The sequence below is a fragment of the Burkholderia lata genome (genome assembly GCF_902499335.1).
Lineage (GTDB): Bacteria > Pseudomonadota > Gammaproteobacteria > Burkholderiales > Burkholderiaceae > Burkholderia > Burkholderia lata_B.
Genome location: NZ_CABVQK010000003.1, coordinates 358,208 through 371,397, shown reverse-complemented (window position 1 = coordinate 371,397; position 13,190 = coordinate 358,208). Strand labels below are relative to the sequence as shown.

12 protein-coding genes are annotated in these 13,190 nt (G+C 64.3%); 10 read left to right on the top strand and 2 right to left on the bottom strand.

What is annotated here, in order from left to right; genetic code table 11:
* Positions 1-60: 60 nt before the first annotated feature.
* Positions 61-2,001, bottom strand: coding sequence for a S10 family serine carboxypeptidase-like protein (locus tag BCO18175_RS09430; RefSeq protein ID WP_174980356.1), 1,941 nt, complete (start codon positions 1,999-2,001; stop codon positions 61-63).
* Between the two features lie 947 nt (positions 2,002-2,948).
* Here BCO18175_RS09430 and BCO18175_RS09425 point away from each other — a divergent pair.
* The 10 genes from BCO18175_RS09425 (at position 2,949) to BCO18175_RS09380 (ending at position 12,117) form a co-directional block, all read left to right on the top strand.
* Complete coding sequence (locus BCO18175_RS09425) at positions 2,949-4,085, top strand: muconate/chloromuconate family cycloisomerase (RefSeq protein WP_174980355.1); 1,137 nt, start codon at positions 2,949-2,951, stop codon at positions 4,083-4,085.
* 52 nt (positions 4,086-4,137) lie between these two features.
* Positions 4,138-5,082: a catechol 1,2-dioxygenase gene (gene catA / locus BCO18175_RS09420; RefSeq protein ID WP_174980354.1), complete on the top strand. Its 945-nt coding sequence runs from the start codon at positions 4,138-4,140 to the stop codon at positions 5,080-5,082.
* A gap of 114 nt (positions 5,083-5,196) precedes the next feature.
* A complete protein-coding gene (locus BCO18175_RS09415; RefSeq protein WP_174980353.1) occupies positions 5,197-6,555 on the top strand; it encodes a Rieske 2Fe-2S domain-containing protein in 1,359 nt (452 codons plus the stop codon).
* Positions 6,552-7,040: a benzoate 1,2-dioxygenase small subunit gene (gene benB, locus BCO18175_RS09410; protein ID WP_174980352.1), complete on the top strand. Its 489-nt coding sequence runs from the start codon at positions 6,552-6,554 to the stop codon at positions 7,038-7,040. Before BCO18175_RS09415 ends, benB begins: the two co-directional genes overlap by 4 nt.
* A gap of 40 nt (positions 7,041-7,080) precedes the next feature.
* Positions 7,081-8,103 carry a benzoate 1,2-dioxygenase electron transfer component BenC gene (gene benC, locus BCO18175_RS09405; RefSeq protein WP_174980351.1) on the top strand — a complete coding sequence of 341 codons (1,023 nt, stop codon included), beginning with the start codon at positions 7,081-7,083 and terminating at the stop codon, positions 8,101-8,103.
* Positions 8,104-8,105: 2 nt separating this feature from the next.
* A complete protein-coding gene (benD, locus tag BCO18175_RS09400; protein WP_174980350.1) occupies positions 8,106-8,876 on the top strand; it encodes a benzoate diol dehydrogenase BenD in 771 nt (256 codons plus the stop codon).
* Positions 8,877-8,966: 90 nt separating this feature from the next.
* The gene (locus BCO18175_RS09395; protein ID WP_174980349.1) at positions 8,967-9,365 is read left to right on the top strand and encodes a RidA family protein; all 399 of its coding nucleotides are present in this window, start codon (positions 8,967-8,969) and stop codon (positions 9,363-9,365) included.
* Positions 9,366-9,544: 179 nt separating this feature from the next.
* Complete coding sequence (locus BCO18175_RS09390) at positions 9,545-10,357, top strand: creatininase family protein (RefSeq protein WP_174980348.1); 813 nt, start codon at positions 9,545-9,547, stop codon at positions 10,355-10,357.
* Between the two features lie 61 nt (positions 10,358-10,418).
* A complete protein-coding gene (locus BCO18175_RS09385) occupies positions 10,419-11,597 on the top strand; it encodes a YncE family protein (RefSeq protein ID WP_174980347.1) in 1,179 nt (392 codons plus the stop codon).
* A 37-nt stretch (positions 11,598-11,634) separates the two neighbouring features.
* Positions 11,635-12,117: a DUF1641 domain-containing protein gene (locus tag BCO18175_RS09380; protein ID WP_174980346.1), complete on the top strand. Its 483-nt coding sequence runs from the start codon at positions 11,635-11,637 to the stop codon at positions 12,115-12,117.
* Positions 12,118-12,139: 22 nt separating this feature from the next.
* Here BCO18175_RS09380 and BCO18175_RS09375 read toward each other — a convergent pair whose 3' ends face one another.
* Positions 12,140-12,850: a response regulator gene (locus BCO18175_RS09375; RefSeq protein ID WP_174980567.1), complete on the bottom strand. Its 711-nt coding sequence runs from the start codon at positions 12,848-12,850 to the stop codon at positions 12,140-12,142.
* Positions 12,851-13,190 lie beyond the last annotated feature (340 nt).

The following is a 13,190-nucleotide window of genomic DNA, read 5'->3' as shown; positions in this document are numbered from 1 at the left end:
CCGATCGCGACGGGATGCGATCGGCTCGGCTGTCGCGTTCCTGGCAGCGCGCCGGTGCGGCTACCGGGACATCGACGGAATGGAGCTGGTGGTTGCCTTCGCATAGAAGCCGACCAGCGTGTCGTGCATCTGTTGACGGCTGGCGTCGTCTGCGTATGCCATATGGCCTCCCGGGTACAGCACCCGCGTGTAGTTGGACTGCATTTGCGATTGCGGGATCTGGCCGCCGTTCGGATCCGATACGTATTGCATGTCCCAGTCGATTGCGGCGGCCGGGACCACGCCGTCGTAGTACCCGGCCGCGGTCAGCACCTGCATTTTCGGATTGATCGCCATTTCGTCGGCAATGAAAATGGTCGCGTCCGGAAACGGGAGCCGAGAACCATCCGGATAGCTCGTGAGCTTGTTCCAGGCAGAACTGATCGCCGAATTCAGCCCTTGATATCCGGAAACCGCTTGATACTTGAGCGTGTTGTACGCATACGACGTGAAGATCGGCGTATAGGCGGACAGGTCGTCAAGGGATGGATCGTAAGTCAGGTAATTGCTGATCGATGCGGGGATCGTGGTTCCCGTTAACGCCTTGCGTAAATCATAAAGCCCGAGCGTCTTTCCGTTGACCATCGCATCAACGGACGCGACAAAGCCGAAATTCGTCACATAAAACGACTGCGCACCGACTTGACTCACCATCGCATTGGCCATGCGCAGCGTGATGCTTTGGTCTGCGGAACTGGACGGCGAACCTGTCGCGGCCTGATTGAAGAGGTAGCTATTGTTTGCCGACGCGTACACGCCGTTTCCGAGCAGTGCATTGAGCGGCTGAACCGACGCTTGCGACTGGGTCATCGCGGCAGCCGAGCTTTGCCAGGACGTGTCGATCGATCCGTCGCTACCGATCGGATTGGCGAGTTTCTTCAGGTCGCTGAATACGAAATCTTCAGACTTTTGAAAAAGATCGGTGAGACTCAGGTTGACCAGTGACGGGTCGCTAATTGCCCCCCAGTATTTCGCGGCCATTGTAATGGTGGGAATCGTGAATGCAGGAAGCGGATAGCGCCGTGCGGGGTGAACCGACCCGTCCGGGTAGCGGTTGGAACTGGCATTTTCGTAGAAATTCAACGCGGGTGCCTGCATCAGGAGGCCGCTCAGCTTGATCCCGTACGTATCGTGCAGCGTGTACGACATGATCCCGACACGCGGGCCGCCGTACGACTCGCCGTAGATCATCAACGGCGACTGTCCGCGGTTGTTGATGTTCAGGTAGCGGTAGATCAGCCCCGCATTGACCAGTTCATCCGCATCGACGCCCCAGAAATCCTTGTTCTGCTTCGGCGCGATCGCTTCCGAATAACCCGTTCCCGGCGGATCGACGAACACGATATCGGTCTTGTCGAGCAGCGTCTGCGGATTTTCTCCCAGGGTGACGTCATTGGGACCGGAGACGGTCGAGCCTTGTGCGGAAAATACCCGCATCGGCGCGTAAGAACCCATATGGAGAAAGTTCGACGATGAACCGGGCCCGCCGTTGAAGAAGAAGGTGACAGGGCGCTTGGTGACGTCCGCGCCGTCCAGCGTGTACGCCGTATAGAAGAGCGACGCCGTCGGCGCGTTGGTGTTGGGATCGCGCACGGTCAAGTGGCCCGCCGTCGCCGTATAGGTCAGGGGCTTGCCGTTGAGCGTAATGCGATGGTGCGTCACGGCCGCTGCTTCCGTCGCGGACGGTAGCGATCCGGTTGCGGTCGTGTCGTAGGCCGTGTTGTCGACGTAGGGCTGGTCGGCGGCCAGTTGCGGCAGCGACGGCGATGCCGGTGTGGTGGCGGACGTGGTTTGAGGCGGTAGCGGCGCCGGCGCCGCAGCGGAAGACGTTGTAGCGGCCGGGCCGTCATCGCCACCGCAGGCGGATACGAGACATGCGGCGAGGATGGCCGCTCCGAGATAGGCGGCCTTGATCGACGGTAGCCGACGGCCGAAATGATTCGCATCAGGTAAACGCGACATTTTTACCCCTTCTGTTCGAATTTGAAAAAGCGAGCAAGTTTTTATACGTCTCCTCTATTTGGCAACCTCCTGTTTGCCGTCTTTTAATGAATTTAATGGGCGTGAAAAATCCTGCGCGATTACGCGCCGCAGGTATTGTTTGGTGAATTAACCCCGATCAGGGCCGCTGTTATTTTTAATGAAGCGAGGGCTTAAGTGATGTCTCCATTAGTATGGCGTGCTGAATGTATGTCACAAAATTTTACGGCGCAAGAGGTTTGTGGAAGTTAAAAAATGTTTCTCATGTTTTTATAAACATCGATTAACTCAAGGGATTTTCCAATCAATAAAGATGCTTTTTGATTGTTGGGTGCCAGCGGATATTCGACTTGCGCGCGAGCGGGAAGGGGCCGGCGCCGACGTTGGCCGGATCGTCCGCCATGCGCCACCGTAAGGGAAGCGGCCGCCTGCCGGATGAGCCTGCTGCGGCGCACGTCCCCCGCGCTCGGGCGGAATCCCGATGCCGGACAGCCGCGTTCCCGTCGAGCGTGCCGGTGTACCGTTCCGGCGATGCGTCTCGTTCGTTGGTTCGGCGCGCCCGGCGTTGTGCTGCCACCGTTGCCGACGATCGGGCGCGCCGCCAATCCCGCCGGTCAACGCCGGCGACCCATCAGGAAAACCCTGATGCGGCCCGGCGAAGCGGCCTTTTTCATGCCCCGGCCGCCGCTGCAGCCGTTTCACCGCCAGCCCTTGGCGGCCCCCATCCCGGGTGGCCGCTCCCCTCGATCCAGCATGGCTTCCAGGTCGTATTGCCTGTCATATGAGGTATGGTGAGTCGCAGAATTTCGACGATATTTTCGCGTTTCAATACCTGTCAGGTATTGAAATGGCCGCCTAAAAGTATTGGACGCTCGATTCGGCCGAGACGTATAAATCGCCTCAAGAACTTCACCCACACGGCGTGCCCCATGTCCTCCGTCACCATCGAACGCATCGAAACCCGCCTCGTCGACCTGCCGACGATCCGCCCGCACAAGCTGTCGGTGGCCACGATGTATGGCCAGACGCTGATGCTCGTGAAGGTGTTCTGCAGCGACGGCGTGTCGGGCCTCGGCGAAGGCACGACGATCGCCGGGATGGCGTACGGCCCGGAAAGCCCCGAAGCGATGAAGCTGGCGATCGACACGTATCTCGCGCCGGCAATCGTCGGCAAGGACGCGACGCGCATCCAGACGCTGATGGCGTTCCTCGGCAAGCTCGCGAAGGTCAACCACTTCGCGAAGAGCGCGCTCGAAACCGCGCTGCTCGACGCGCACGGCAAGCGGCTCGGCGTGCCGGTGAGCGAACTGCTCGGCGGCCGCCGCCGTGACCGCCTGCCGGTTGCGTGGACGCTCGCATCGGGCGACACGGCCACCGACATCGCCGAGGCCGAGCGGATGCTCGACCAGCGCCGCCACAATGTGTTCAAGCTGAAGATCGGCGCGAAGGCGCCCGAGGCCGATATCCGCCACGTGGCCGAGATCAAGAAGGCCGTCGGCGATCGTGCATCGGTGCGTGTCGACGTGAACATGGCGTGGAGCGAAACGCAGGCTGCTCGCGCGATTCCGGCGCTGGCCGATGCGGGCTGCGAACTGGTCGAGCAGCCGGTGGCGTCGGCCGCGGCGCTGGCGCGCCTGATGCGCCGCTTCCCGGTCGCGCTGATGGCCGATGAAATCCTGCAGGGCCCCGACAGCGCATTCGACATCGCGAAGCATCACGGTGCCGACGTGTTCGCGATCAAGATCGAACAGAGCGGTGGCCTGTTCGCCGCGCAGCGCGTCGCCGCGATCGCGGATGCGGCCGGTATCGAGCTGTACGGCGGCACGATGCTCGAAGGCGCGTTCAGCACGGTGGCGTCCGCGCACCTGTTCGCGAGTTTCGCGAACCTGCAGTGGGGCACCGAACTGTTCGGCCCGCTGCTGATCACCGAAGAGATCCTGACGCAGCCGCTCGATTACAGCGACTTCGAACTGACCGTGCCGGACGGCCCTGGCCTCGGCATCGAACTCGACGAGGACAAGGTCAGGCGTTTCACTCGCGACGGGCTGACGAAGGTCGCGCGATAACCCGAGCCAGGCAAAGGCCGTCATTCCCCCCAATACACGTGGAGACACCATCATGAGCGTCAAAGTTTTCGATACCCGGGAAGTGCAGGAACTGCTGAAGGCCGCGTCGAACGCGGGCGCGGACAGCACGAAGGGCGGTAACGCGCGCACGCAGCAGGTCGTGCTGCGGCTGCTGGGCGACCTGTTCAAGGCGATCGACGATCTCGACATCACGCCCGACGAAGTGTGGGCCGGCGTCAACTACCTGAACAAGCTCGGCCAGGACGGCGAAGCGGCGCTGCTCGCGGCCGGCCTCGGCCTCGAGAAGTATCTCGACATCCGGATGGATGCCGCGGACAAGGCAGTCGGCCTCGACGGCGGCACGCCGCGCACGATCGAAGGGCCGCTGTATGTCGCGGGCGCACCGGTGCGCGACGGCGTGTCGAAGATCGACCTCGACGCGGACGACGGCGCGGGCCCGCTCGTGATCCACGGCACGGTCACGGGCATCGACGGCAAGCCGATCGCGGGCGCGCTGGTCGAATGCTGGCACGCGAACTCGCACGGCTTCTATTCGCACTTCGACCCGACCGGCAAGCAGAGCGATTTCAACCTGCGCGGTGCCGTGAAGACGGGCGCCGACGGCAAGTACGAATTCCGCACGCTGATGCCGGTCGGGTACGGCTGCCCGCCGCAGGGCGCGACCCAGCAGCTGCTGAACGGCCTCGGCCGCCACGGCAACCGCCCGGCGCACGTGCACTTCTTCGTCGACAGCAACGACCACCGCAAGTTGACGACGCAGTTCAACATCGACGGCGATCCGCTAATCTGGGATGACTTCGCGTATGCGACGCGCGAGGAGCTGATCCCGCCCGTGGTCGACAAGACCGGCGGCACGGCGCTCGGCATGAAGGCCGATGCGTACCAGGACATCGAGTTCAACTTCGTGCTGACGCCGCTGGTACAGGGCAAGGACAACCAGATCGTACACCGCCTGCGCGCAGCCGCGACGGCCTGACCGCCCGCCGGCGCGGCGCGGATGCGCCGCCGCCGGCCGGGTTCCCGCGAGATTCAACCGATTACCGATGCGAGCGTGCTTGCAGGACGCGGCACGCGCATGGGAGGAGCCAACATGTCCGCCACGATCGACCAAGCCACCGACCTGGATCACCTGCTCGCCACCGCCGTGCAGGACGACAAGGAGGCAGGCGTATTCCGCTGCCGCCGCGACATCTTCACGAACGCCGAGCTGTACGAGCTCGAGATGAAGCACATCTTCGAGAGCAACTGGGTGTACCTGGCGCACGAAAGCCAGATCCCGGCCAACAACGATTACTACACGACGTGGATCGGCCGCCAGCCGATCGTGATCACGCGCGACAAGACCGGCGAGCTGCACGCGGTGATCAATGCCTGCGCGCACAAGGGCGCGATGCTGTGCCGCCGCAAGCACGGCAACAAGGGCAGCTTCACGTGCCCGTTCCACGGCTGGACGTTCTCGAACACCGGCAAGCTGCTGAAGGTGAAGGACGAGAAGACGACCGAGTATCCGGTGCAGTTCAACACGCACGGCACGCACGACCTGAAGAAGGTCGCGCGCTTCGCGAACTATCGCGGCTTCCTGTTCGGCAGCCTCAGCGCCGACGTGCTGCCGCTCGAAGAGTATCTCGGCGAAGCGCGCGTGATCATCGACCAGATCGTCGACCAGGCGCCGAACGGGCTCGAAGTGCTGCGCGGCAACTCGTCCTACATCTACGAAGGCAACTGGAAGATGCAGATGGAGAACGGCTGCGACGGCTACCACGTCAGCACCGTGCACTGGAACTACGCGGCGACGATGGGCCGCCGCAAGGAAGACGGCACCAAGGCCGTCGATGCGAACAGCTGGAGCAAGTCGGTCGCAGGCGTGTACGGGTTCGACAACGGCCACATCCTGCTGTGGACGCAGACGATGAACCCGGAAGTGCGGCCGGTGTACCAGCACCGTGACGAGATCAAGGCGCGCGTCGGCGACGTGCAGGCCGACTTCATCGTCAACCAGACGCGCAACCTGTGCGTGTACCCGAACGTGTTCCTGATGGACCAGTTCAGCACGCAGATCCGCGTGGTGCGGCCGCTCGGCGTCGACAAGACCGAAGTCACGATCTTCTGCTTCGCGCCGAAGGGCGAGAGCGAGACCGACCGCACGGTGCGGATCCGCCAGTACGAGGATTTCTTCAACGTGACCGGCATGGGTACGGCCGACGACCTCGAGGAGTTCCGCGCATGCCAGGCCGGCTATGCGGGCATCACGGCGATGTGGAACGACCTGTCACGCGGCGCGCCGCTGTGGGTCGACGGGCCCGACGAGAACGCGAAGAAGATGGGGCTGAACCCGCGCATTTCCGGCGAGCGCAGCGAGGATGAAGGGCTGTTCGTGTGCCAGCACGAACACTGGGTGCATGTGATGCGCGATGCGCTGAAGAAGGAACGCGGGGAGGTGGCAGCATGAGCTTCGATTACCGGACCATTTGCGCGGCGCTGTATCGCGAAGCGCGCCTGCTCGACGATCGCCAGTGGGACGAGTGGCTGACCTGCTACACGGAGGACGTCACGTACTGGATGCCCGCGTGGGACGACGACGATCGGCCGACCGACGATCACCAGAGCCAGATCTCGCTGATGTACTACCCGGACCGCGGCGGCCTCGAGGATCGCGTGTTCCGGATCAAGACCGAGCGCAGCGGCGCATCGACGCCCGAGCCGCGCACCAGCCACAACGTGACGAATGTCGAGGTGCTGGCCGAACGCGACGGCGAGGTGGACGTACGCTACAACTTTCATACGCTGAACCACCGCTACCGCGTGACCGATCACTTCTTCGGCACGATGTTCGTCACGTTGCGCCGTGCGGGCGATGAGCTGCTGATCTCGTACAAGAAGATCGTGCTGAAGAACGACTACATCCGGCAGGTGCTCGACGTCTATCACGTCTGACACCCGTTGTTTTGTCATGAAAGGAAGTGGAGGTGACGCCATGTCCAGCTACAAGATTGCACTGAATTTCGAGGACGGGGTAACCCGCTTCATCGATTGCAAGGCCGGCGAGAAGGTTCTCGACGCGGCCTTCCGCGCGAAGATCAACCTGCCGATGGATTGTTCCGACGGCGTGTGCGGCACCTGCAAGTGCCGCGCCGAAAGCGGCAGCTACGACCTCGGCGACGACTACATCGACGACGCGCTCACCGAAGACGAAAAGGACGGCGGCCTCGTGCTGACCTGCCAGATGGTGCCGCAAAGCGATTGCGTGATCGCGGTGCCGACGTCGTCGGTCGCATGCAAGACGGGCCAGAGCGGGTTCGCCGCCACGGTCACGAAGGTCGAGCAGCACAACGATGCGGCCGTCGTGCTCGAACTCGACGTCGGCGCGGCCGCGCCGGTCTTCCTGCCGGGCCAGTACGTGAACATCGACGTGCCCGCGAGCGGCCAGCATCGTTCGTACTCGTTCTCGTCGGCGCCGGCCGACGCGAAGGTCAGCTTCCTGATCAAGAAGATTCCCGGCGGCGTGATGAGCACATGGCTCGAATCGGCGCAGCCCGGCGACACGCTGGAACTGCACGGGCCGCTCGGCAGCTTCTACCTGCGCGACGTGCAGCGGCCGCTGCTGTTCCTCGCAGGCGGCACCGGGCTCGCGCCGTTCCTGTCGATGCTCGAGGTGCTCGTGCGCACCGGGTCGCAGCACAAGGTGCATCTGATCTACGGCGTGACGCGCGATCTCGATCTCGTGCTGGTCGAAGCGATCGAAGCCTACGCGGCGAAACTGCCGAACTTCAGCTTCGCGACGGTCATCGCGGATGCCGCGTCGAGCCATCCACGCAAGGGCTGGGTCACGCAGCACATCCCGGCCGATGCGCTGAACGACGGCGACGTCGACGTGTATCTGTGCGGGCCGCCGCCGATGGTCGACGCGGTGCGCAAGTACTTCGACGACGAAGGCGTGAAGCCGAACAGCTTCCACTACGAGAAGTTCACCCCCAACGTCACGGCAAAGGCGGCGTGATCATGCAACGATTCTCTGGCAAGGTCATCGTCGTCACGGGCGCCGCGCAGGGCATCGGCCGCGGCGTCGCGCTGCGCGCGGCGGCCGAAGGCGGCAGGGTGCTGTTCGTCGATCGCGCGGATTTCGTCGCCGAGGTCGCGGCCGAAGCGGCCGGTTGCGAGACGGCCGGATTCGTCGCCGATCTCGAAACGTACGAAGGTGCGCATGCGGCGGTCGCACACGCGGTGCAGACGTTCGGCGGCATCGACATCCTGATCAACGGCGTCGGCGGCGCGATTCGCATGCGCCCGTTCGCCGAATTCGAGCCGGCGCAGATCGATGCGGAAATCCGCCGCTCGCTGATGCCGACGCTCTATACGTGCCACGCGGTGTTGCCGCACCTGCTCGCGCGCGGCGGCGGCACGATCGTCAACATCTCGTCGAACGCGACGCGCGGCATCCGCCGTGTGCCGTACTCGACGGCGAAAGGCGGCGTCAATGCGCTGACGGCGGCGCTCGCGATGGAATACGCGGAGCACAACATCCGGGTCGTGGCCACCGCGCCGGGCGGCACCAGCGCGCCGCCGCGCCGCGTGCCGCGCAACGCGGCCGGCGACAGCGAACAGGAACAGGCGTGGATGGGCGAAGCCGTGCGCCAGGTCACGGAATCGACGTTCTTCAAGCGCTACGGCAGCCTCGACGAACAGATCGCGCCGATCCTGTTCCTCGCGTCCGACGACGCGAGCTACATCACCGGCACGGTGCTGCCGGTCGCGGGCGGCGATACGGGTTGAGCGGCGCATCACAACGCCGCTTGCAGGTGTTCAACGTATTTCATCGACAACCAACCGGCCGGCGCGATGAAGCCGGCCACGGAGCCTCCCATGCGTGATCGCAAAGCCATCGTTCCGGCGGGAATGGAAGCGGTGTACGAGAAGATCGGCTACGCGCCCGGCCTGAAGGTCGGCGATACGCTGTACGTATCCGGCCAGATTGGCCGCGATGCGGCGATGCAACTCGTCGAAGGCCGTGAAGCCCAGATCGTGCAGGCATTCGAGAACCTGAAGCACGTGCTGGAAGCCGCCGGCGCAACGTTCAGCGACGTGGTCGACCTGACGACCTTCCATACCGACATGCGCGACCTGCCGCTGTTCATGCAGGTGCGCGACCGCTACCTCGATGCGCACCCGAAGCCGGCGTGGACGGCGGTCGGTGCGCACATGCTGGGCGGCGCGCCCGGCTATATCGTCGAGATCAAGGCGGTCGCCGTGTCGGCGGCGTGAATCGCGGTAACGAGGTGCTGGCGCGCGAGACTTCGCGACGCACGACGGAATCCTGACGAATGGCTTTCTCGCGACCTTCGGCGTCAATCGTCGCGCCGCGGTCAGCGACAAGTCGCACGAGTTCGTTTATGGTGCGAGGGAACGCAGCGTCGTCTCTTTCCTTCCGTCGAGAATCCGCGATGAAATGCCTGCCACGCGCCATCTTCGCCGCCCTCGCTTTCACCGTCGCGCAAACCGCGCTCGCCCAGGTGCCGGGAACGGTGCAGCTCGAAGACATGACCTGGACCGAACTGCGCGACAGCATCCGGGCCGGCAAGACCACCATCCTGATTCCGGTCGGCGCGACCGAGCAAAGCGGGCCGTACGTGGCGCTCGGCAAGCACAACGCGCGGGTCAGGGTGCTGTCCGAGCGGATCGCGGAAGGTCTCGGCAACGCGATCGTCGCGCCGGTCATCGCCTATGTGCCCGAGGGAGGCTATGCGCCGACGACGTCGCACATGCGCTTCCCGGGCACGATCACCGTGCCCGACGACGTCTTCGAAAAGACCCTCGAGTCCGCAGCCAACAGCTTCCGGGTCCATGGTTTCACGAACATCGTGTTTCTCGGCGACCACGGCGGCTACCAGAACGACATCAGACAGTCGGTCGCCCGGCTCAACAAGTCGTGGGGCGGCACGGGCGCGCGCGCGTTCGTGCCGGCCGCGTATTACGGCACCAGTTCCGACGGATATGACCAGATCCTGCGCGAGCACGGCGTGCCGGCCGCGGATATCGGCACGCACGCGGGGCTGGCCGATACGTCGCTGCTGCTGGCCGTCGAGCCGCGCATGGTCAGGGTCGACAAGCTGCGCAATGCCGCGAAGCCCGGCGCCGTCGACGGCGTCTACGGCGGCGATCCGCGTCATGCGAGCGTCGAACTCGGCCGGCTGGGCACCGACGCAATCGTGTCGCGTACCGTCGACGCGATCAGAAAGGAAATCGCCGGCCGCTGACGCAGCCTTGCCATCGCGCCGCCTTTGCCGTCGTTCCATTCAATCGAACAGGGACATCGTCATGCAACCGCGCTTTCGCCGTCACATCCGCTTCTTCTGTCCCGCGATCGTCATCGCGGCAGCGCTGGCCGGCTTCGGCGCTCACGGCGCGCTCGCGGCGTCCGCCGTTGCGGCCGTGCCCGGCATGCCGCCCGTCATCAACCCCGACAACCTGTACAGCGAGGCGCAGGCCGGCCGCATGAGCGCGGCGGTAGCGGGCGTATTGCCGCGCATCTACGTGCCGAACCTGAGATCGAACGACGTCTATGTGATCGACCCGGCCACGTACAAGGTCGTCGACCGGTTCGCGGTCGGCCGCAGTCCGCAGCACGTCGTGCCGGCATGGGATCTGCAGACACTGTGGGTCGCGAACAATGCGGAAGGGCGGACCGACGGCAGCCTGACGCCGATCGACCCGAAGACGGGCAAGCCCGGCCAGGCAGTGAGCGTCGACGATCCGTACAACATGTATTTCACGCCCGACGGCAAGGAGGCGATCGTGGTGGCCGAGGCGCATGCACGGCTCGACTTCCGCGATCCGAACACGATGGCGCTGAAATCGAGCCTCGATGTGCCGCAATGCAAGGGCATCAACCATGCCGACTTTTCGATCGACGGCCGGTATGCGCTCTTCACGTGCGAGTTCGGCGGCAAGCTCGCGAAGATCGACCTGGTGAACCGCAAGGTGATCGGCTACCTCGAACTCGACCGCAAGGGGATGCCGCAGGACATCCGCGTGTCCCCGGACGGCAAGGTGTTCTATGTCGCCGACATGATGGCAGACGGCGTATACGTCATCGATGGCGACGGCTTCACGAAAGCCGGATTCATCCGCACCGGCGTCGGCACGCACGGGCTGTATCCAAGCCGCGACGGCACGAAGCTCTATATCGCGAATCGCGGCTCCAATCATGTCCACGGGCCGCGCCACGGCAAGGGCAGCGTATCGGTGCTCGATTTCGCGACGCGCAAGGTGGTCGCGACCTGGCCGATCCCCGGCGGCGGCAGCCCCGACATGGGCAACGTCAGCGCGGACGGCAAGACGCTGTGGTTGTCGGGCCGCTTCGATGACGTCGTCTACGCGATCGACACCACGAGCGGCGCGGTCCGGTCGATTCCCGTCGGCATGGAGCCGCACGGCCTGACCGTGTGGCCGCAGCCGGGGCGCTATTCGCTCGGCCATACGGGAAACATGCGATAGCGCGGCGGCCACGTGGCGTCCCAACCGGAGAAAGCCGATGACCGAACCTCAGTCCCCCGACACGACGCCGCCGCACGCGGAGCCTGGCGCACACGATGCGCTCGAACACTTGCTCGGCAGCCTGCACCGGCATGGATTCCTGCACTTGGCGAGCGAGGTCGTCAGCGCGAACGCGCGGCTGGCCGACACGTTCGTCGATGCGCTCGACAAGCCGGGCATGCAGAGCGGCATGCAGAATCTCGCGGTGCTGCTGATGGCGCTGTCGCGCATTCCGCCCGAGCAATTCGGCAAGGCCGTGTTCGCGGCCGCCGACGCGCTGCACCACGTCGCCGCGTGGCAACCGGCGCAGCACGAGCATGTCGCCCCCGGCGTGCGCGGCGCCTACCGGCTCCTGCACGACGAAGCGCTGTGGGACGCGTTGACGCCGTTGCTCGAAGGCTTGAAGGTGTTCGCGCAAGGGCTTGCGCGCGATCCGGAGACGCCCGTTACCGCGCCCGGCGAGCAGACGAAGGGCACGTGACGGTGTGCGGTTGCATGTCGCGTCATTCCCACGCGTGCTTGCTGAACTGATAGCCCTTGCAGCGAATCGTCTTGATTCGCTTCGGCTCCGTGACGTCATCACACAGCTTGCGGCGCAGCTTCGAGATGCGGCCGTCGATCGAGCGGTCGAAGCCGTCGAACTCGATCCCGCGTAACAGCACCGTCAGGTCTTCCCGGCTGACCACCTCGCCGGCGCGGCAGGCAAGGGCCCACAGCAGGTCGAATTCGGTTGAGGTCAGGCGAGGCGCGCTACCGTCAGGAAGGCGAACCTTGCGATCGGCCCGGTCGATCGAAAACTTGCCGAACTCGAATCGATGGGGCGATGCCGGTGCGACGTCGGCCGAGCGGATGCGTATCCGTCGCAGGTGGGCCTTGATCCGCGCGAGCAGGATGCGCGGCTCGACCGGTTTGTGGAGAAAGTCGTCCGCGCCGAATTCCAGGCCGAGCAACTCGTCGAACTGTTCGTCACGGGCCGTCATCATGATGACGATGCCGTCGTACTGCATGCGTGCCTCGCGGCAAATCTCGAAGCCGTCCTTGCCCGGCAGATTGATGTCGAGCAGCACCAGGTCGGGGCGACGCGCGACGATCGTGGACACGGCGTCGGTGCCGTCAAGCAGCGTGTCCACGTCGTACTGATGCTTGCGCAGATAGTCTGCGATCAGCGCGGACAGTTGGACGTCGTCTTCGACGAGCAGGATTCGGATGGGCATCGCTAAACGAGGGGGCAAAACGGGAAAATGGCGAGCGGTTAGGCCCAGTCCGAACGCGTGGTAGCCGAGGCGACGCGGATGATACTGCGAAACATTCCGGCAGAATGTGATGAAATCTGCATCGTCCGTCGAACCCGTCCGCGCGGAAATCTTTGCCGTTCTGCAACAAACGTCGACGAACGACCCGATGAGCGGGCGAAATCCTTCAGCGCGATATCTGGCACGTGGCCGGCGGCGAACCCCGACCAGGCGTAGTTCGGGCAAATCCGTTTGCGGAAATCGGCTGGTGTGGACGCCGCGACGCCATTCGATTCAGGCCAGGTAAAGATTACTCGACAGA